The sequence below is a fragment of the Hydrocarboniphaga sp. FW305-C-57 genome (genome assembly GCF_058783045.1).
This window is the reverse complement of the sequence record NZ_JBYSYG010000010.1, coordinates 187,065-207,592: the sequence shown is the minus strand read 5'-3', so window position 1 is coordinate 207,592 and position 20,528 is coordinate 187,065. Positions and strand designations below refer to the sequence as shown.

The following is a 20,528-nucleotide window of genomic DNA, read 5'->3' as shown; positions in this document are numbered from 1 at the left end:
GCCGAACTCATCAGGCGCTACAACCAAACAGCGATTGGCTGCATGACTGAGGCGACAACTATCTTGACGCGCGCCGTTACCCACGTCCCTGACGCGATCAGTCCCATAGCCCCGTCCATAAACGTAGCGATCGCCGCCGTAACCACCCTCGAGTAGATCGTCGCCAGCACCACCGTCGAGCACATCGTCGCCTGTGAAGCCCACGATGACATCGGCACCGGCGGTACCCTCTGCCTCCAGAATGCGACTCCGCAGCGCACTGGCTGTCCAAATGGTTCCGTCAGCGAATCTCAGCTCTTCGATTTGACTGGTCCCACCGAGCGCAGGGTTCTGGCCGAGGATGGTCAAGACCTCACCAGTCGCGAATTCAAGCTGGACATCAATCGATGAGGGGCCACGACTCACGGTGACCTGGTCCGGGGAAAATCCCACACCCAGTGAGACAACATCACGTGCACCACTCGAGTCTGAGATAGTGTCATTCCCTTGGCCCGGACGGAAAATGTAGATGTCACTCCCCGCGCCGCCTTGCAGCAGATCGTTTCCGGCCCCGCCATCCAGCGAATCTGCCGTGTAAAATCCTCTTATGTGATCGTTTCCTGTCGTGCGAGCCTCCGCGAGCAGCCGCTGCTGAATTTGATCCAGACGCAGCGAGACATTCGGCCCCTCGAAGTAGATTTCCTCGACCTGGGTCAAGTCGAACGAGATTGACTCAACGAATGCATCTCGCACCAGGAGAGTCGAGCCGTCCGCCAGCGTCAGAAGCAGATCTTTGCCATCCTCCGATCTCGAAAAATCGACATCGTCCGGCGCCAAACTCCCCTTGATACGAATCGTGTCGTAGTTCTTTGCAATCGGATGCGTGCCACGCTCCTCGATAACGTCGTGGCCGTAACCCAGACCAAAAACATAGACGTCATCACCGTCACCGCCGCTCAAGAAGTCATCTCCGGCGCCACCGTCCAACACGTCGTTGCGCCCGGAAATTCCGTAGATCAAATCGTTCCCAGAGGTCCCCGCACCCTCAACAACCTGCTCGGAGATCTGCTGATAGGTAATGACTGTTCCATTGGCAAACTCGAATCGTTCGATTCGATCGACGAAGTAGACTCCGAAGACTCCCGTCTGCAGCGGTTTGAAGTGGTCATCGACCGTGATAACCGTGCCATCCGAAAGAGTGATCAGCAGGTCATCAGACCCACCTTCCCTGGAGAAGGTCACATCTTCTGGCCTCACCGCTGAGGTGAAGCGAACCGTATCAGTCATCCCGGACAAAAGCCGGTCCGTGTTGTCCTTGATAACGTCGTTACCAAGCCCGAAGCCGACGATATAGGTATCGTTGTCATTGCCACCTGACAAGAAATCGTCGCCCTTTCCGCCATCGATGATGTCGTCGCGATCGAATCCGATAACACTGTCCGCGCTATCTGTACGGGCTGCAGAAAGCACTCGCTCGGCCACCTCATCGGCTGAAAGGTAGGTTCCGTCCTGAAAGACGAAAGCCTCGACCTGATCGAATCGTTGAGTGCCGAACACCCCCGTGTAGGAGGCTGCGAACTGCCCCTGAACCGTTAACAGATCATCGGTTCCGTTGATCCTGATCCTGATGTCCCCGTTGCCGACGCCTCTCTCGAACGACAAGTCATCCAGCTCAACTCCGTCTCCGAACTGGACAATGTCAAAGCTCGGAATCATCAAGTTGTTCTGCGCTTCCTTGATGGTATCGCTGCCGTAACCTCGACCGAACAGGTAGATGTCCGAACCATCTTTGCCGCTGAGAAAATCGGTCCCCGCCCCTCCGTCCAGAACATCCATCACCCCAGTTCCGATGACGGAGTCATCCGTGCCAAGCGGATGCGATACCGCATAGGCTATCTCGTGCATTCCCCAGACAACGCCATCGGCAAAGATGATTTCGCTTATCCCGGTCTCATCGGAGACGTCGTTGCCAAGTAACGAGGGAATGATGCCCTCGAACTGGCGAGTAATTCGGAGCTCGTTGGTGGTTCCGTTTACGGTGATAATGAGATCATTGCCGTCGCGGGTTGCGGTTACGTCAGTGGATGCCACCGAGGCGAAACGAACGTAGTCTGGGCGGTGTCCAGCGGTCATCGCGGGTTCCACGTCGTCGATGACATCATGACCAAAGTTGGCGCCGATCACATAGGTGTCACCGCCGCGACCACCACGCGCGACTTGATCACCGACGCCCAAGTAGATGATGTCATCTTCATTGGAGCCCGTGATCGTCGCGCCGCCCATCACGATGAGCTCATCCGGAACGCCCAATGCATCAGCCGCTTGGGCTAGGTCAATGGGCAGTCCCGTGCTTTCGTACGCAGCGACGATGTTCGCGAAAATGAATCCGTAGGTGGGCTTCAGAAAGTCGCCGCCTCGGTCATAGTCGCCCAGCACTACTTTGAGAAACGGGGTCCATTCTTGGAGACGTTCGTATACGTTCCCCCCGCTAGCTCCGATGTCCTCAAAAATCGCTTCGTATACGGGGACCAATCCACGATCTGTATTGGGAACGAACTTATCCGACTCAGCATCGTAGTCCACGCCCTGAAAGAACTCGGATAGCGGACCCTGAACCGCTAGTCGAACCGTCAGCAGATTTGTGGTCGCCCAAATCGTATCGAGCAATTCCGTCATCGACGAAATCGCTCCTGTTGCGTTGCTCGGGGCGAGATCAAGCGGCAGCGACTCACCCAAGTAACGTTCCATGAAGGAGAGCAGCCCTCCAGGAAGTGCCGTCCAAGACTCTCCACTCGCCGATAGCTGGTTCATCACATCGCTGTAGCTGGGATGTGCGATGACATTCCCGGCTGCGTCCTTCACGGGACTGCTGCTGGCGAGCACCCAATCCCCGCCAGCATCGCGATAAGCGTAGTCAACAACACGCGTCTCGCCATTCAGTTCTCGAAGCAATAGCGGGACATCATTGTGCGGGTTCAGCGCGAGCTGCCCGGATGCTGTTGGAGAGGCCGAAGCCCATGCCTCCAACAGCGGGAGCGCGTGCGCTCGTAGCTGCTCAAGATCCAGCGTGTCGAGCGATTGAATGCCCGCTGTGATGACTGGATGCAGGCTGTTTTCGAGGGCCATCGCTACGTGGAGATCAACTAACGTGCCATAGCCCTTCAAGTTAGGGGCAGCTTGCAGCGCGGTTGGAATATCGACCGAGCCCACCCACTCCGTTCGAATGTTGTCGATCGCAAAAGTGACATCGGCCATCGAGCCCGTCGATCCATCGAGGCGCGTGAATGTGCCCGTCGCAGTGATCTGATTTCCATGATTACTAGAAGTCGGGTTCGTCTGATTCGCTATCGCGATTGACGCGATATTCGCCTGTTCAAGCGTCAGCAACTCACCCGCATCGGTGACGGCGTCACCATCAACATCGCGCCAAACACGCAGCAACGCAAAGTTCTGATCATCAGCACTGATGATCCCGTCGCCGTTTGTATCCCATTGCGCCAACTCCGCGAAACCGGATGCACCAGGGCCACCAAACATCTCTGCGACTCCATCGACAGAACCGTTGCCGTTCACATCGTGGATAAGGAAACCGTCCCCTCCGTAAACCCAGCCCGTACGTTCCAGGTAACCGTCGCCATCCATGTCAAACATTGGCGATGTCGATGACTGGTCTTGGAGCTCGATTCCATCACCATCTAGATCGAGCACAAGCGGATCAACACTGTTCCAGTACGACACCCCGAAGTTGGCTTTCATGAGATCCCCTAGCGCCAGGCGCCAGGTATTCATGTAGCTATATCCACTCCGAATCGAGGTATCGAGAATGCGATGCGCATCTATGTCGTATTCGAAAACATAAATCCCTGCCGCGTTGTGGGCAGCGCCTGGACCGCCCACATAGTCGTCGATGAATAGTGAGTGTCCGAGCGCACTCTCGATCACCAGGTCGTTCTCGACGTTGAGCCCATAGCGAATGAGCCCGTTCGCGGAGTATGCGTATGGATTTTCCGAGTACATCCACTTGCTGCCGCCAGTTAGGACGGAACCGAAGAAGCTGATTCGATCGTTCTCGTCCGCATCAGCGAACATCACGTTGTCGCCGGTCAGCATGACAGTATCTCTGCCTTGGCCGCCGTAGATGACTGAGCCGCTACCTGCATGCAGGACCAGGTCATCGCCCTCACCGAGATAGATGTCCGAGGCGCCGAAATTCAGAACCGTATCGTTCCCGGCTCCTCCGTCGATGTAGCCTCTATGATCGGGTGAGCCATCTTGTGTATTGAGATGGAGCAACCAATCGTTGCCTTCGCCGCCTTCCAGTCTGGCGGCCCCGTAGCCGAGCAGAACGTCATCCCCCGCACCGCCACGAACCGTGGCGTGATCGAATGCAAATCCGTAGTCGCGATCGGCTCCCCCGTCCGCGATCGCCTGTTGGGTAACCAGCATGACATCTGATCCGCCGCCGCCGTAGAGACGAGCGTCACCCGCGCCGGCGAGCAGCTCGCCAGCGGAACCCCCATTCAAAGTCGCGTTATCGGTCCCAAATAAAAAGTTGTAACCGTTCCCGGCCGTCAACTGAGAGGAGCCGAACCCTATTAGAACGTCGTCGCCATCAACGCCTTGAATCGTCGCGTCGTTGTAACCAACGAGGAAGTTGGAAGCGCCTTGCGCATCCGAGAACGAGCCCGACTGACGCAATACGATGGGAAGCTGATCCCATTCGAGATTCTGGGGAAATGAAACAGTCGGATCGATCGAGGCACCATCCGCACCGAGATATCGGCGAAATTTATCCGCCAGATCGAACTCCGGCCCCGCATCGCCGAATACCGAGTTCCAGAGCAGCTTGAACGTACCTTGCGCCATCGACGCCATCGCGTCGTTCGAAAGCAGAGCTCCAGCCATCAGGCCGCTGATAGAAGGGGCTGCGGCCATGATACCTAGCCCCAGCAATGCTTCGTCGGCCAAGCCCGCTACCGGATTCTCATGCGCTCCCAAGGTCAGTCGATCGACCAGTCCGATCTTTTCTTCGACATAACGGACTATTTCATAGGATTGACCCGTAGATGAGTCGACTACAGTTTCGTAAATGGCGAAGTAGGAGGCGTTGCTGTCATCCCATCGATACTGTGGTCCCTGAAATTGCTCTCGATCGTTTCCAACCCTCTCGCCAAACACGACCTGTAGTCCGGCGAGAGCAGCGGAAAAAGTACCCGCAGATATCAGTGCTTCCGCACCTTCATGCGCGATCTGAATATTCCCTGGAAAGTACTCCGCCATCCCGAAGCTTCCCCAGACACCTCGGTCCAATGATTGGATATCGTCATCCAGTAGAACGCCTGAACCGGTTGCATTCCAGTCTTGGACAATCCCTTCATATAACCCGGCTGCAATTGCGGTGGAGAAAACATCCAAGGACATCGTGTAGAGGGTCGGATTGCTCAACTTGGCAATTCCGTTCCCGACCAGCGCAGCACCTCCCAGGAAGCCGCTATAAATCGTGATATGCGCTTGCATGAGCGCTTGTTCGGAACCCGTCAGATCGTAGTACTTCAGGTAGAAGCCGGCTCGATCCCCTTTATTGAAGAGAAGGTCATAGAGATCCGCCAGGTCCGACTGTGTAAGTGCACCGGTCACTGCTTATCTCCCTCGCCACAGGATTGAACCCATTGACGAATCGTCGATTGAAGAACTGAGATTCGCTCGCGAGCGAAGGCCTCCCCACCGTTAAACCGAAAGTCAACAAATCTCGCGACCGCTCTAAGGGTCGGGCAGACTTTGAACTCGTACTGGCAATAGTTCAGAGGTTGCGTCACCTCATAGCAGGTGATTCGGCCGAATGTCTCTGGCTGAGGTGAGTAGTAGTAGGTAGACAAAGCATCACCGTCGTACGCATAAGCATCGAATCCCTCCACCGAAGGACGAGGGACCCTGTGCCCGCTAGGGAGAGACTCAACTCCCGTCCAAGTGAAGGTTGGAAACGACGGGTAGAGAAACACCTCAGCAGTGTCCTCACGGACTTGATCTTTCTCTGGTGTTGTCAGCGGTGGGGCTTCACGCCAAGCAGCAACGTGCGCCGCCTTTGAACTCACCCGCAAAATTGCAATGGCGCTACTCGTCGTCACCTGTGCAGGGATAATTTTCGCTTGCGGTTGACGATATCCAGAAGCGAACACCACGTAAGACCGAGGAATACTCAGGGTCGCCGAAGGTGACGGTTCTATTTTCCCCCGAAGTTCCAGCCGAACTTCAGACATATCGCTGCTTGCGAAGTATCCCGGTCCAGAGTACGCGGTTGCGGGAACGCTATCTGCCGAGACCTCCAAACACACCGCCATCAGCCCGCAAACGATGAAAGCGGATATTCCCCGCCTTGGGAAGATCACACTGGGAATCTGACGCCTCGATCGAGTTCCGTTCATGTTACGCACTACGCAATCCATTTATTAACGCGTTGTAACGCTACGGTTCCTCGCCGCAGTACTTCCTGATGTGAAGACAAGCGCCGCACATCAGGCGACGGACGGCTAGGCCTATGGCGACGATAATGTTCGCGGTTTGAGTGCCGCGCGAACTGCACAATCTGATTTGTAGATATCTAAAGAAAAATCGGCGTCGCCTACACGTCAGCGGACTAACGCCTCCTGCGCGAGAGCATCAACATCTCTCTGACTATCGATTCACTAAGCTGTTTGTGGCGCCGAATGGCCGACCAATCAGAAGTGAGGTGAGCGTCATAAGTTGTCCGTCTGACTTTGCAGCCCAGCGACCGCGACTAGCGCAAGTATTTCCCGGATGGACGGGCAGTCCATTTTGGATGTCTTGCTCTACGCTAGGAGGCGAATTCGGACCATCAATCTTCAACTCTTTGCATGAACAGTGGAAGTTCTTCGTCTCAGGGACATGCGCAACAGAAAGCGCTAGACGGCGGCATTGCCTGCCTCACATTGCTTGCGCGATATCATGGGATTGCGGCAGATCCTGATCAGCTGGCGCATGAGTACGTGGCGGATGGACAAGCGCTGTCGTCCATGCAGATGCTGCTCGCGGCCAAGAAGCTTGGACTAACCGTCAAGCTTCAAAGTCCTCGAATCGAGCGATTGGCGAACACCCCTTCTCCACTGGTTTCGATCGCAAAAGACGGCAGCTTCTTTGTCTTAGGGCGTGTCAGTGAGAAGGACGGAGTTCGCAGCTTTCTCATACAGGATCCCACTGTTGGTCGACCTCAAATACTCTCGGAAAACGAGTTCGTCGGCCGCTGGAGCGGCGTAGTAATTGTCGCGGCCTCGCGCGGATCCACACTAGCCGAACTCAAGCGATTCGACTTCACATGGTTCATTCCCGCCATCGTCAAGTACCGAAAGCTGCTCGGGGAAGTTGTTCTAGTTTCTCTGGTGATCCAAGTTCTTGCGCTGGTGAGCCCACTGTTCTTTCAAGTCGTTATGGACAAAGTCTTGGTCCATAAAGGACTCATGACCTTAGACGTCATTGTAGTCGGCTTGATCGTTGTCACCGCATTCGAAGTCTTGCTTGGAGGACTTCGCACTTTCGTGTTCTCTCACACGAGCAGCAGGATCGATGTTGAGCTCGGTGCTCGGCTGTTTCGTCATGTTCTTGCGCTCCCTTCCGCATACTTTCATGCTCGCAAAGTCGGAGATTCAGTTGCACGCATTCGAGAGCTCGAAAGCATCCGAAGCTTTCTAACAGGGAATGCGGTTACTGTCGGACTCGACCTTGCGTTCTCGTTTGTCTTTATAGCCGTAATGTTCCTGTACAGCACGAAGCTCACCCTGCTCGTACTGCTCTCGTTGCCCTGCTATTTCATTCTATCCGCCGTTCTAACCCCGCTATTGCGTGGGCGGTTGAATGAGAAGTTCGCTCGCGGAGCGGAAAATCAAGCTTTTCTGATGGAGACTATCAGCGGCATCGACACGGTCAAGGCAATGGCGGTGGAACCTCAATGGACCCGAACCTGGGATAACCAGCTTGCCTCGTATGTCTCTGCTGGCTTTCGAGCTTCAAATGTCAGTGCTGTTGCACAGAGTGGCGTTACTTTGGTGAGCAAGCTCGTCACCGCAGCAACCTTATGGTTCGGAGCTCGTTTTGTCATCGATGGCTCGCTATCTGTCGGACAGTTGATCGCCTTCAATATGTTCGCAGGGCACGTCTCGACTCCGATTATTCGACTTGCTCAACTCTGGACTGACTTTCAGCAGGTCGGAATTTCGATGCAGCGACTCGGAGACATTCTGAATACTCGCCCCGAGATAGCGCACGCTAAGACCTCGCTGCCACGAGTCAAGGGCGACATCACATTCGAAAACGTGCATTTCAGATACCGACCCGATGGACAGCTCGTAGTACGCGGACTCTCAGTACAAGTAGCGCAAGGAGAGATCGTTGGGGTGGTCGGCCGCTCCGGCTCGGGGAAAAGCACTCTAGCTCGTCTGCTGCTCAGACTTCACGTCCCCGAAGAAGGCAGAGTGTTGGTTGACGGCGTGGACATATCGGTCGTTGATCCGTCTTCCCTCAGACGACAGATTGGTGTCGTGATGCAGGAAGCCACGCTTTTTGGCCGGTCGATTCGAGACAACATTGCCCTGGCAGACCCCGGAGCTCCACTGGACTCTGTAGTGCGAGCGTCCAAGCTAGCTGGCGCCCATGAGTTCATTACTCAACTCCCCGAAGGGTATGACACCGTCCTCGGCGAGCGCGGGACGGGTCTATCCGGTGGTCAACGTCAACGCATCGCTATTGCTCGGGCGCTGATTACCGACCCGCGCGTACTCATCTTTGACGAAGCAACGAGTGCTCTGGACTACGAATCAGAGCGGTCGATCCAAGAAAATATGGCGCAGATCTGTAACGGACGGACCGTGATCATCATTGCTCATCGGCTTACTGCAGTTCAGGGTGCACACCGAATTTTGTTTGTAGAGAACGGCCAGATCGCAGAGAGCGGATCTCATGTAGAGCTTCTGGCAGATAGCCAAAGCCGTTATGCACGCCTTCACCGTATGCAAGGCGGTTGACAGTGAACAGCTTCATCAAGCTTAAACTTGACGCCATCTCTGATCTTCTTGATCGATATTCTTCCGCTTGGAAATCAGCTTGGGCGGAAGAAAGCTTGGCGCCGCATAATCGCTTCTTGCGATCCGAGGCAGAGTTCTTACCCTCCGCACTGGCCCTTCAAGAGACACCTGTCTCCCCAGCTCCGCGCGTCGCCATTTGGATATTGATCTTGCTAGTTGCTGGCGCGCTAGCCTGGTCGTACATAGGAAAGGTTGAGGTGGTTGCCACTGCATCCGGCAAGGTGATCGCGGTTGGCAGAACCAAAACCATTCAGTCCGCTGACACGGCAACGGTTAGACGAGTCCTCGTGGGCGAAGGAGATGAAGTCAATCAAGGTGATGTTCTTGTCGAGCTAGACTCGACGATTTCGGACGCAGAAGCCGACAGGGCAGAGGATGCGATTGCTTACGCCGAACTCCGACTGGCGAAGGCAAAAGCTCTGTTGATTTCCATAGACACTCGCAATCTCTCTCCTTTAGGGGTCATCAACACATCGTCTGAGGACGAAATCAAAGAAGCCTCAGATTGGCTAGCCAGCGAGTACCAGGAGTTCTCAGCAAACGCAGCTCATGCCGAATCAGAGCTTGTCCAACGTCAGGCGGAACTGAACTCGATACTCGAAGCAGTACGATCACTTGAAGCCACGCTTCCCATTGTTCAACGCCGCACCGAAGCATTGAAGTCGCTCTCAGAATCGAAGCTGATTCCGACGCAGACCTACCTCGAGCAGGAGGAGGCGCGGCTATCGAAGGAGGGCGATCTAGCCCTTCAACGGAGCAGACAGAAGGAAGCAGTTGCTGCAATACACGAAGCCCAGCGTTCCATTGAGGCCATGGTGGCGCAGCGCCGAAGGGAAGCACTTGATGAACAGAACGCTGCTAGTGCTGATCTGTCGCAGCTTCGACAGCAGTTGATTCAAGCGAAAGCTCGCACGGGACTCATGACGCTGACTGCCCCCGTCAGTGGAACCGTTCAGCAGCTGGTGGTCCATACCGTTGGTGGCGTCGTCACGCCAGCACAGCCGATTATGTCAATTGTCCCAAGCAAGCAGCCAGTTGAGGTAGAGGCATTCATTGAGAATCGCGATGCCGGTTTCGTTAAAGTCGGGATGAACGCCGAGGTCAAAGTCGAAACTTATCGGTTCACGAAGTACGGAACGCTCAAAGCGCGCGTCACGCATGTCTCGCATGATTCCATAGAAGACGAAAAGCGCGGGCTCCTCTACACGATGCGTGTTGCGGTTGATTCTGATGAGCTCGCTAGCGGTGATGAACGCGTACGCGTCTTTCCGGGCATGGCCGTAGCCGTTGAAGTTAAAACTGGGGAGCGACGCCTGATCGAGTTCCTGCTTAGTCCAATACAAAAGTATCAGTCTGAGAGCTTCAAAGAACGCTGATTGATAGCACCTCGAAGAGATTTCTATGCCCAATTTTTCCCTTCGCAGTATTTTCAGCCTGAATCCTCGTCGTTCTGGTGCCGGCGACAGCTCCAAGCCTTTCGTGAAGCCGATCATTTCATGCCCTAAGCCACTGCCGATATTCCTGACAGAGCTAAGCGGACACGTGGGAATGGATCAAGGTGATGCGTTAGCCTACTCTTCGCAAGAGCAGCAGTTGCTCGAGCACAAGGCGTCTACTGTCGTAGAAAAACCAGTGTCCGTGTACAACCAGCCGCTCATGTCAAGACACGGATTGGGAATCGCTGAAGAAGCCTCTGGCTTGGATGGTGAAGATGTACTTCAGATCGCTCGCCAGTCTGATTTGCTTATAGCTGCGCTCTCGTCATTTAAGTCGACCGAAGAAGTGACTCTTCCGTTCGACTTGTTTAAATCAGGTTTTTACGGACTCGACCAGGCAATGGCGCTACCGCTTTAGGTTGTCATAGAGACTATTGACGCGCTCTCGCCTGGCAAAGATTCGGAAAGCGATTGCGATCAGATTTCTATCAAATCGCTCAGCCCAATCCTCGCTGCTTCGCTCGTTCAGGCGAATTTCTTAGGTGATCTCGACGTGTTCTTATAGGCTAAATTGAGCATCCGAAAGGCAGTGCATTTGTCCGGCAATACAGCAGGATGATGCATTAGGCGATGCATCGGGTCTGGCTTACAGCCAAGCGCGACTGCGACGTCCCCCCGTAGTTGAGTAGCGGCCCGGTTTGGAATCCAATCCCTGTTACCAAGGAGATTGGACGTGAAGAAGCGGTTCAGCGAAGAGCAGATCATCGGATTTCTGAAGGAAGCGGATGCTGGCGTGCCGATCAAGGAGCTGTGCCGGCGGCACGGGTTCTCGGACGCCAGCTACTACCTGTGGCGGAGCAAGTTCGGCGGCATGGACGTGTCGGACGCCAAGCGGTTGAAGGCGCTGGAAGTCGAGAACGCGCGGCTGAAGAAGATGCTGGCGGAGAGTCTTCTGGAAACGGAGGTGATCCGTGAGGTTTTGCGAAAAAAGTAGCGTCCGCACCGGCTCGACGCGAGGTGGTGCGGGAGATGAAATCGCTGGGACTGGCAGAGCGACGTGCGCTGACGGCGGTTGGCATGAGCGCCAGTTCGCTGCGCTACGTGCCAGCGCCGGACCGCAACGTCGATCTTAGGCGGAAGATCGTGGCGCTGGCGCAGAAACATCGGCGTTACGGCGCGGAGATGATCTACCTGAAGCTGCGGCAGGACGGCCTGCAGGTGAACCACAAGCGCGTGGATCGGCTGTACGCACAGGAGAAACTGCATGTACGCCGGCGTCGCCGAAAGAGGGTCCCGCCGGTCGACCGCCAGCCGCTGATCCGGCCCAGCGTAGCCAACGAGGTCTGGTCGATCGATTTCATCTTCGACCGGATCGCATCGGGCCGCACGCTCAAGTGTCTGGTCATCGTCGACGACGCGACGCACGAAGCGGTGGCCGTGATGGCTCAGCACAGCATTGGCGGCAACCAGCTCGCGCGGATGCTCGACGAGGTCTGCGCACGTCGCGGCAAGCCGTCGGTGATCCGCTCGGACAACGGCCGCGAACTGACCGGCAAGGCCATGCTGACCTGGGCGCATCGCAACGGCGTCACGCTGCGACAGATCGAACCGGGCAAGCCCAACCAGAACGCCTATGTCGAATCGTTCAACGGGCGCTTGCGCGATGAATGCCTCAACGAGCACTGGTTCGTCAGCCTCGCGCACGCGCAGGCGGTGATCAATGCCTGGGTCCGTGAATACAACGAGGAGCGACCGAAGAAAGCGCTCGGCGGACTGACGCCCGCCAGCTATGCAAAGCAGCTGGCCGCAAAGGCCATTACATTAACCCCGGATTCCAAAGCCGCCTGCTACTGAACAAGGGGGGACGTCGACTGCTTGCCAGCGCTATGTGCGGGTCTAGGCGGCTGTTCGCTAACAGGTTGCGTTCGTTCACAGTACTTTGAATGGCTATTCATGCACAATTCGTTAGCTGATCGGAATCATGACCGCTGCATGCGTAGCTAGTTGACGTGTGGCACCAATGCACCGACGCGATGCAGTCGCGCGATTTCGGCTCTCGCCTCTTCCAGTTGGCTGTTGATCGCCCCCACCTTTCCCTCGGAACGTGCGAGCTCACGTAAAGCATCGTCGCGCTCACGCCGGTAGCCTTCGCTGGCCAATCGACTTTGCTCGCTTTCAGTTAGGGCTTTTTCGATTGCTTGCCGCGACTGCGACTCGGCCCTCAGAAGCTCTGACTGGGCCCGTTCGAGGCCCTGCTCGCTGGCCTGTTTTGCATCGTGCGCCTTGGCGAGGTCGCGTTGCGTCGCAGTAACCTCTCCACGAAGCGATGCTTGCAACTTCAGGGCCTCCGACAACGACAACTCAAGGCCGGCGATTCTCTTCGTGGCGGCAGCCGCCTCCCGCTCTCTGTCCGCTTGGAATCGCTGCTGCTGCGTCTTGTGTTCCTCAATTCGCGCAAGAAAATGGCGCTCATTCCCTTCGGCCTGCTCTCGAAGTCGCTGCAACTCGGCAGAATGACGACTGGAAGCGCGATCGCGCTCTTCTTCACTTGCCTTGACCAATGCCTCCGCGCCGGCCGCTCGCTGGCTTTGTGCGGCTAGATCCTTCTCGAGCGCTGCGATTCTGTTCGCTTGCTGGCGCGCTACCTCCTGCTGACGCTGCACGTCGTTCGTCAGGCTCGCGACCTGGCTGCGCAGAGTGGTCTTTTCGCTATCGAACGCCCTTCTTTCTTGCGCAAGCTGCTCTCGATCCAGGGTGGCCTGGCGCTCGAGTTCGACACGTTGCCCCTCCACCTCCTCCATGGCAGTAGAGCGGACCTTCTCGTAGAGCTCCGCCGCAGCGGTGGCAATCGGAGCCGGAAGGTTCAGGCGAGCCGGGAGTGCCTGGTAGTACTCCTTCAGCAGCGAGTTCACATTTGCCGGTGAACCCGTGCCCAGGAAATTGCGAATGCCCTCGACGGTGGGCCGCTCCCCATTGGCCAGTAGCTGATCCGCCGCGCGGGTGATGTCGCTGAGGGTGACTCCGGTACGCATGCTTTCCCGCCTCGAAAATGTGTGCCCGCTTTCAGTTCCGGGAATTCCGATCTGTACCTACGTTAAGTGTACATTTACGTAGGTACGCCATTCGTATCGGTATAAATATTACGGAATACGTTATGAATAGTCATCTTGAGGATTGCAGCGATACCCCAGCGTTTGCAGTCATCAAAAGCCCTGAGTTCGACGGCGCCTCACTCGCACTGCATCAGCAAGTCGAGGCCGCGGTCCTCAACATCCGCGTTGTCGCCACGCCCTCATCAACGATTGAGGCCTACATGAAGGCGCTGCGTTACTGGAGCGCCTGGTCGCAAGTCCGCTTCGGCGAGCCGCTGACGCTGCCGGTGTCGGTCCACCGGGTGCAGTTGTTCGTCATCGATCATTTCGGCCAGCCCGAGCGATCGGATGCCGGCAATCACGAGCTGACCATCAAGGCCGCCATGCCCGATGACGTGGATCGTGCGTTGGTTGCCGCTGGTTACAAGCGCGAGCTTGGCCGCCATCGGATGACGACGATCGACCAGCGCTTGGCGGTCCTATCCTGGGCTCACCGCGAAAACAGCTTGGAGAGTCCGTGCCACGATGCGGTCGTTCGTCGGCTCCTGTCGGACTGCCGCAAGCTGGCACTGGAAAACGGCGAAGGTCCGCAGTCGAAGACCGCCGCGACCCTGGATCCACTGGACCTGATGCTGGCGACTTGCGACGACTCCCTTGAGGGGCTGCGTGATCGCGCCCTCCTCTACTTCGGATTCTCGAGTGGCGGCCGTCGACGATCGGAAATAGCAGCGGCTGAATGCCGAGACTTGGAGTGGCTGGGATTGGATAAGGCAATCTTCCGGATGCGTCGTTCGAAGACTCAAGACGGTGGGCCAAAGCCGATCAAGGATGATGCGGCCATGGCGCTGCAGGCATGGCTGCAGGCGGCACGGATAACGGACGGCGCCATTTTCCGACGCCTTTGGGGCGATAAGGTTGGCCCTCGTCTATCCGGACATGCCGTCGCCGCGATCGTGCAGCGACGAGCCTCCCGCGCGGGCCTGCCCGGCGAATACGCCGGGCATAGCTTGCGTCGAGGTTTCGTCACACAGGCGGGGATGAGCGATGTACCACTGGCCGAAACAATGGCCATGACCGGACATCGATTAGTGAGGAGCGTGGTGAGATATTCAGAGGTCGGCGAGGTATTGAACAGCCGTGCGGCGAATCTCAGGAAAGCTCAGACTTGAATTGAATTTTTCTGCGCGGTCCTTCGGCCGCGCTGTGTTTCCGTTTGCGAGCACATTGGACTAGCAATGCGGATTAGTTTTATGGGGATTCGCGAGCCCAGAAGCTGATCCTTGTGGTAAAGACGGTCAGCTTTTGGGGTGTAGTTCACCTGCATTAAAGGGCTATGTGCAAAAGGTGGTTGGCTGAATCGGCCTTTCAACCAGCTCGGGCGATGAAAGCCGCCTATCTCTTGATGAAGTCCCATTTTGGGACCAACATAGGGGTATGCGAATTATCGCCGTATCGACACTGAAGGCGTTTTGGGCCGACCAACCGCAATTCCATGATGCCGAAGAGCCGACGATGGCGTGGTATCGCGAAGCGGTGAAGGCCAATTGGTCCACGCCCAATGAGGTGAAGCAGCAGTTCCGTAGTGCCAGCAACCTGAAAGACGGGCGCGTCGTCTTCAATATCGCCGGGAACAAGTATCGCTTGGTGGCATGGATCAACTACCCGTACCGAGTGCTCTACATCCGCTTCATCGGCACCCAGCAACAGTACGATCAGATCGACGTACAGACCATTTGAGAGCGCGCCATGAATATCCGCCCCATCAAGACTGATGCCGACTATCGGCAGACCCTGCGAGAAATCGAGACGCTCATGTCGGCCGAGCTTGACACCGAGGCAGGCGATCGCCTCGATGTCCTGGTGACGCTGGTCGAAGCCTATGAACGCACGCACTTCCCCATGGATCTTCCGGATGCCGTGGAGGCCATCAAGTTCCGGATGGAGCAGCAAGGCCTCACGGTCGATGACCTGGTTCCGGTGATCGGCCGCAAGAATCGCGTTTATGAAGTGCTGGCTCGCCGTCGACCGCTGACGGTGCGGATGATCCAGGCGCTGAACAAGACGTTCAACATCCCCGCCGAAAGTCTGCTCAATCAGCGAGTCTCGCAAAAAGCCGCATAGCCGTCCTGTGCAAAAAGTGGTTGGCGTGGATCGCCTCTCAACCATTTTTTGCACATAGCCCATTAAAGTCCGTCAGAACGGCCGGAAACCTCGGCTCCAAATTGCATTTTTAGAAAAGTCGGTAAGGCCGTCCTTGGAAGTTCAAGAACTTGCCGACGCCGTCAGACGGTAGCCCACCCGCCCTTGAGGCAAGGGCTGGCACTCAGCCCCTCCCGATCGTCACCTTCCGACACCCGCAGGCGATTCAGCGCAGGGTCGGCGATTTGCGTAAACTAACGCGATGCGTTTGCGTTAGGAGATGTCATGCAGCGAGAATTGCTGGAAGCCTTGGTTCCCGATCTGGTCGAGTCGCCCAAACCGACGAGCGATCTGGAATACGTTCAAGCGGCCGCGCGCGAATTCCTGCATCGCGAAGGCGAATTCACGCCACCGGCGACGCTGACCCCCGAAACCACGCTGACGGCGGGCGAGCTGGAGGCCCTGCGCGACGTCGGGCTGGCCACCGAGCCCGATACCGAGCGTCTGGCCGCCCAAGCGCGCCAGGAAACGCTCTATGCCTTCTTCCACGTCTTCAAGTCCGCGCTGCCGACCCAAGAGGTGGCTGCACTATTGGGCGTGAACCCGTCCCGCATCCGGCAGCGGGTCAAGGAGCGCAGCCTGCTGGCCCTCACGGACGGAAACGAGCATCGCTTCCCGAGCATCCAGTTCCACCGGCAGACCGAACTGCCTGGCCTGCGCCTAGTGCTGCCGGCGCTGCGGGAGACGATGAACACGCTGGCGGCCGTGTCCTGGCTGTCCACGCCGACGCCGGACCTGGCCACGATCGGCGCGAACGACGAGCTGGGCGAGCCGCTGTCGCCGCGCGAATACCTGCTGCGTACCGGTGACGCCAAACGCGTTGCCGAGATCGCCGCCTGGCCGCGCCAGGCCTGACGCGTGGCCAAGCTTCCGCTCCCCGACCTTCGGCGCCTGCGCTCGCTCGAGCCGGAGGTCGCGGACTTCGCCGAGGGCATGCGCTTCGCGCGCGTCTACTTAGCCGCGGGCGATCATCCGGTCGCGTGGAATTCGTTCCGGCACTGGGGGCCGAACGAAGGCTCCCGGTTCGATCACCACCTGCCCAATGACGAAGGGCAGCCGCAGATTGGCGAGCGCGGCGTGCTCTACCTGGCAAAGGAAGCCATCACCTGCCTGGCCGAGGTCTTTCAGCATGATCGCATCATCGACCGCAACTCCGACGACCCCTACCTCGTCATTTTCACGCTGGAGCGGCCAATCCGACTGCTTGATCTGACCGGCGAGTTCGCCACCCGCATGGGCGCCTCCGGCGCGATCAGCACAGGGCCGCGCGATCGCTCGCGAAACTGGGCCCGAGCGCTGTACGACGCGTTCCCAGGCTTCGATGGGCTTCTGTACCAGTCGTCGATGCGATCGAAGCATGAGGCCGTTGTGTTGTTCGAAACGGCTGAATCGGCCATCCCGGAAATGCCCGACTTCAACCGCGCGCTGTCGGATCACTCGCTCACGAACACCATCGACGCCTGCTGCGCCAAGCTCGGCTACTTGAAGGGTTAGCTGGCGCCCGCGCGCCCGAGATTTCATTCGATCCGACTGGGGGCTTCAGGGTGTCCTGTTGGTGCGGTATCTCCGCTGGCACCACCTGCAAATAGGTGCCGGCGGCATGAATATCGATGCAACGCTCCTGAATACCGTCAGCGTCGAACGCTCCCGGCCACCTGGGCCTGCACCGAGCGCTCTCGCGGTTCCAGAGAGTGTGCGCGCTGGCGTAGTGCAGCGGGGCTCCGGCGTCAGCCCGCAAACTTATCCAGTCAGCCTTACCGTCTTTATCAAAAGGGTTGATGGCTTTGAAGCTGCCATTACCCCCCAGGCGCGCGCTAGCGCCGATCAGCATGCGACCGCTGAGCGTGCTCATCAGCTGCGCCCCTTGATCAGCGCTGCCAGGGATTCGACTTCCTGTGCGGCCAGGTTCTTGCCGCTCGGTCTGGATTAACTAGCTTGATCTCCGAGTGGGCGACCGGCCATGACCGCCGATTGTCGTTCTCAATCAACATGCCTAAGACATGAAGCATGCTCAGTTGACACTGCGCACGATGCTTCGGAATGGTTAATCCAGACCGAGCGGCAACACCTACACATCCAGCAGTCCGGCTCGGCGCCCCGCTACGGCCACGATTACGAAGTGCGGCGCCCCTTGATGAGCTTCTGCAGTTCTTCAAGAGACGGCATTAGGTCTCCGACCGGGGTCTGAAGCGCGAGTGCGATTCGAGCCAGTGTCGCGGCGGTCACGTTCGATTTTCCGCGCTCGATCAGCCCGAAATGCGATCGCGAAATCGGAACTTCGGCAGCGCAGGTTTCCTGCGCGACGTCCGCCCGTTCCCTGGCTGCGCGAATTCGCGAACCAATAGCGGACAGCAACGGATCTGGCCCGTTGGAATCGTCAAGCGCTGCCCGTCTTCCACGACGCCGACTCGCGGTCTCTGTTTTGGTTCGCATTCAGCAACATTCGCGCGCCGCACGGCATCGCGCCACGCGGTTTAAAAACCCTTGTTATAGAGCGGGTTTCTATATCAACCATTTCAGTTTAGTATTCTGAAACGGCGGATCTCCGAGAGGTACATAGGGCCTCCCGTCTTGCGGACTTTGCTCCGCCGTCACTGCAACCGATTCCTGTTGGGGGGGCAACGATGCAGACTCGATTCTGGGCGCGAACGGCGCCGATTGTGCTGTGTCTGATGCTTTTGTCCGGAGCAAACGCCTCGGCAGCGCCCTCGTCTCCAACCGCCCTACGCACGCTTCCTCGCAGCGAGGTGAACGTCGCGATAGACCGTGTTCGCCATGACCAGCAAGTCTATGCCGGCATCGTGCAACGGCAGTACACGTTGGCCGACGGACATTGGGAACATGAGGGGCCGTTCGCCGTTTGGCGGCTGGCAATTCGCCTTCCGGGCACTGCATCGATCGCTATGCATGCAGACGAAGTAGAGCTGCCGTCCAGCGCGGTTGTCACACTCAAGAGTGACACGCAGGAACGTTCCCTAACATCGAATGCTTGGTCGAAAGGGCGACTCTGGTCACTGCCAGTGAACGGCGACACCGCCATGATAGAGATTCGCCTGCCGAAGAATGAGCAGGCGAATGCACATATACGCATTCGCGGCTTCGACGTCACCCCCAACGACTTGCCGACAAAGGCTCACCGAATCGAATTGGACGGCGTAGTCAATTACAGCTGCGTCTCGACGCCTGAGCGCGACCTCGCGTCACGTGCGACCGTTGTTTTGAACATCGCAAAACTGCAGGAAGGTGCTGTGCTCATCTGCACAGGAACTCTCATTGGAAACACGCGCGGCGACGATCAGCCGCTGATTGTTACCGCCTCACACTGTGAGCGTCATGCAGGATCTCCTAGTGAGCCTGACAACCGGCGCGCCTATTTTGGGGCGATCGTGCCTTGCGGTTCTGATACGGTGATTGCGGCATCTAACGTTGCTACCTCTGCCTCGGATGGAATAAGCGTCCTCGCCTCTTTCGGCGATACGCTTCTATATCGCCTTGATCATCCTGTACCGGCGGGTTCGAACGCATACTGGATGGGCTGGGACTTTCGAAGCTACTTCGAGCCCGTTCAACCTGTTCCCGGCAGTTCCGTAGAAACGCCAGGGCGCCGCGGGCAGTTTTTTGCAATCAATCACGGGGGGAATCGGCCGCAGCTTTTTCTTAAAGATAGCGATGGCGTTCTCGGTATTGGGGGTGGCAGCGTCTCAGGCGTCCCAAACCCCTGTAACGGCCCGAACGGAACGTGTAGTTCATGGACCATGTTTTCGGAGACGTCTCTGGGTGACGGGATTTCGTTCGGCGGAGCTTCGGGGAGCGGTCTAGTCGACCAGGCGGGACACCTGATCGGTATCGCGTCCATGGCTGAGACGAAGATGTGCTACGACAACGGGGCATGCGGATCGGTGACCTTTTCGCAGCAGTTATCTGACAGTTGGTTGGGTGGCGGTACCAGCACGAATTCGTTTGCGCCCTGGCTCGACCCTGGTAGCACGGGTGAAATGGTGCTTGAAGGGGCTGAGCATCCGACGAGCTATATGCCGACCCTAAGTCTCAGCGTTGCACCCGCTAGCGTGACCGTTGGCCAGAACGTCACGATAATTTGGGACACCACTGGCTCAATTCAGCCTTGCTCATTGAGTTACTCGCGCCCAAGCGGATCTCCGATGCGTAACAGTGTCGGTGAAACTGGAACGCTCACGCTTACAGCCGATGCAGCAGGAATCTACAGAGTCAATCTGTACTGCCAGCAGCCAGGCGGATCGGATAGACCGACCGACGTCAACACGGAATTCACAGCTGTCCAAGTAGTGCCCCCGACGCTTTCGCTGCAGCTTGCACCTATAACCATCCCACAGGGGGGCGTCACCACCGTCACCTGGTCTGCGATCAACGCGAACGCGTGCGAAGCTTATGGTGCTTGGTCTGGGGTGAAATCAACATCTGGGACGGCGAGCACCGGCGCTATTGATACCGTCGGCATCTCCACTTTCGGAATGCGCTGCAACGGTCCCGGTGGGACTATCGACGAAGCGAGGAACCTGCTGGTGCAATCGCTAAGCAATCCGGGAGAGTCGGAAAGCCCTGGAAAGAAAGGTGGTGGCTCGTTGGGGCTGCTGATGTTGGGCCTGTTCGGATGCGGAGCGGTTTATCGGCTTCGTGCGATCCGCTGCATAGACGTCAATTGCCAGTAGGCTCCGAATCCGTTTCTGTGATATCCGGGGCAGATCGCCCCT

12 protein-coding genes and 1 pseudogene are annotated in these 20,528 nt (G+C 57.3%); 10 read left to right on the top strand and 3 right to left on the bottom strand.

Going from position 1 to position 20,528, the window contains the following annotated elements; genetic code table 11:
• Positions 1-5,616, bottom strand: a 5,616-nt coding sequence (locus AC3WUM_RS19265; RefSeq protein WP_492412271.1) for an SPM autocatalytic domain-containing protein, incomplete at its 3' end; no start/stop codon positions are given.
• Between the two features lie 1,235 nt (positions 5,617-6,851).
• Between AC3WUM_RS19265 and AC3WUM_RS19260 the strand changes: the two genes are divergently transcribed.
• From AC3WUM_RS19260 to AC3WUM_RS19245, 4 genes and pseudogenes are all read left to right on the top strand, one after another.
• Complete coding sequence (locus tag AC3WUM_RS19260) at positions 6,852-9,011, top strand: type I secretion system permease/ATPase (protein WP_492412269.1); 2,160 nt, start codon at positions 6,852-6,854, stop codon at positions 9,009-9,011.
• 2 nt (positions 9,012-9,013) lie between these two features.
• A complete protein-coding gene (locus tag AC3WUM_RS19255) occupies positions 9,014-10,447 on the top strand; it encodes an HlyD family type I secretion periplasmic adaptor subunit (protein ID WP_492412267.1) in 1,434 nt (477 codons plus the stop codon).
• Positions 10,448-10,472: 25 nt separating this feature from the next.
• Positions 10,473-10,925 carry a hypothetical protein gene (locus AC3WUM_RS19250; RefSeq protein ID WP_492412266.1) on the top strand — a complete coding sequence of 151 codons (453 nt, stop codon included), beginning with the start codon at positions 10,473-10,475 and terminating at the stop codon, positions 10,923-10,925.
• 315 nt (positions 10,926-11,240) lie between these two features.
• A pseudogene (locus AC3WUM_RS19245) lies at positions 11,241-12,325 on the top strand (IS3 family transposase); the annotation flags it as partial.
• Between the two features lie 182 nt (positions 12,326-12,507).
• On the opposite strand, the gene AC3WUM_RS19240 reads toward AC3WUM_RS19245, so the two are convergent.
• Positions 12,508-13,539: a DNA-binding protein gene (locus AC3WUM_RS19240; RefSeq protein WP_492412264.1), complete on the bottom strand. Its 1,032-nt coding sequence runs from the start codon at positions 13,537-13,539 to the stop codon at positions 12,508-12,510.
• Positions 13,540-13,661: 122 nt separating this feature from the next.
• On the opposite strand from AC3WUM_RS19240, the gene AC3WUM_RS19235 reads away from it, so the two are divergent.
• The 5 genes from AC3WUM_RS19235 to AC3WUM_RS19215 all read left to right on the top strand — a co-directional run bounded on the left by AC3WUM_RS19235 (position 13,662) and on the right by AC3WUM_RS19215 (position 17,292).
• Complete coding sequence (locus AC3WUM_RS19235) at positions 13,662-14,768, top strand: site-specific integrase (protein WP_492412263.1); 1,107 nt, start codon at positions 13,662-13,664, stop codon at positions 14,766-14,768.
• A 265-nt stretch (positions 14,769-15,033) separates the two neighbouring features.
• Complete coding sequence (locus tag AC3WUM_RS19230; protein WP_492412262.1) at positions 15,034-15,336, top strand: type II toxin-antitoxin system HigB family toxin; 303 nt, start codon at positions 15,034-15,036, stop codon at positions 15,334-15,336.
• Positions 15,337-15,345: 9 nt separating this feature from the next.
• The gene (locus AC3WUM_RS19225) at positions 15,346-15,720 is read left to right on the top strand and encodes a helix-turn-helix domain-containing protein (protein ID WP_492412260.1); all 375 of its coding nucleotides are present in this window, start codon (positions 15,346-15,348) and stop codon (positions 15,718-15,720) included.
• A gap of 303 nt (positions 15,721-16,023) precedes the next feature.
• Complete coding sequence (locus tag AC3WUM_RS19220) at positions 16,024-16,653, top strand: hypothetical protein (RefSeq protein ID WP_492412258.1); 630 nt, start codon at positions 16,024-16,026, stop codon at positions 16,651-16,653.
• A gap of 3 nt (positions 16,654-16,656) precedes the next feature.
• Positions 16,657-17,292 (top strand): RES family NAD+ phosphorylase, encoded by a 636-nt coding sequence (locus AC3WUM_RS19215; protein WP_492412256.1) that lies wholly within the window; start codon positions 16,657-16,659, stop codon positions 17,290-17,292.
• Positions 17,293-17,910: 618 nt separating this feature from the next.
• Here the strand turns inward: AC3WUM_RS19215 and AC3WUM_RS19210 are convergent.
• Positions 17,911-18,231, bottom strand: a complete 321-nt coding sequence (locus AC3WUM_RS19210) for a helix-turn-helix domain-containing protein (RefSeq protein ID WP_492412254.1) — start codon at positions 18,229-18,231, stop codon at positions 17,911-17,913.
• 191 nt (positions 18,232-18,422) lie between these two features.
• On the opposite strand from AC3WUM_RS19210, the gene AC3WUM_RS19205 reads away from it, so the two are divergent.
• Positions 18,423-20,486, top strand: a complete 2,064-nt coding sequence (locus AC3WUM_RS19205; protein WP_492412252.1) for a hypothetical protein — start codon at positions 18,423-18,425, stop codon at positions 20,484-20,486.
• Positions 20,487-20,528: the final 42 nt, after the last annotated feature.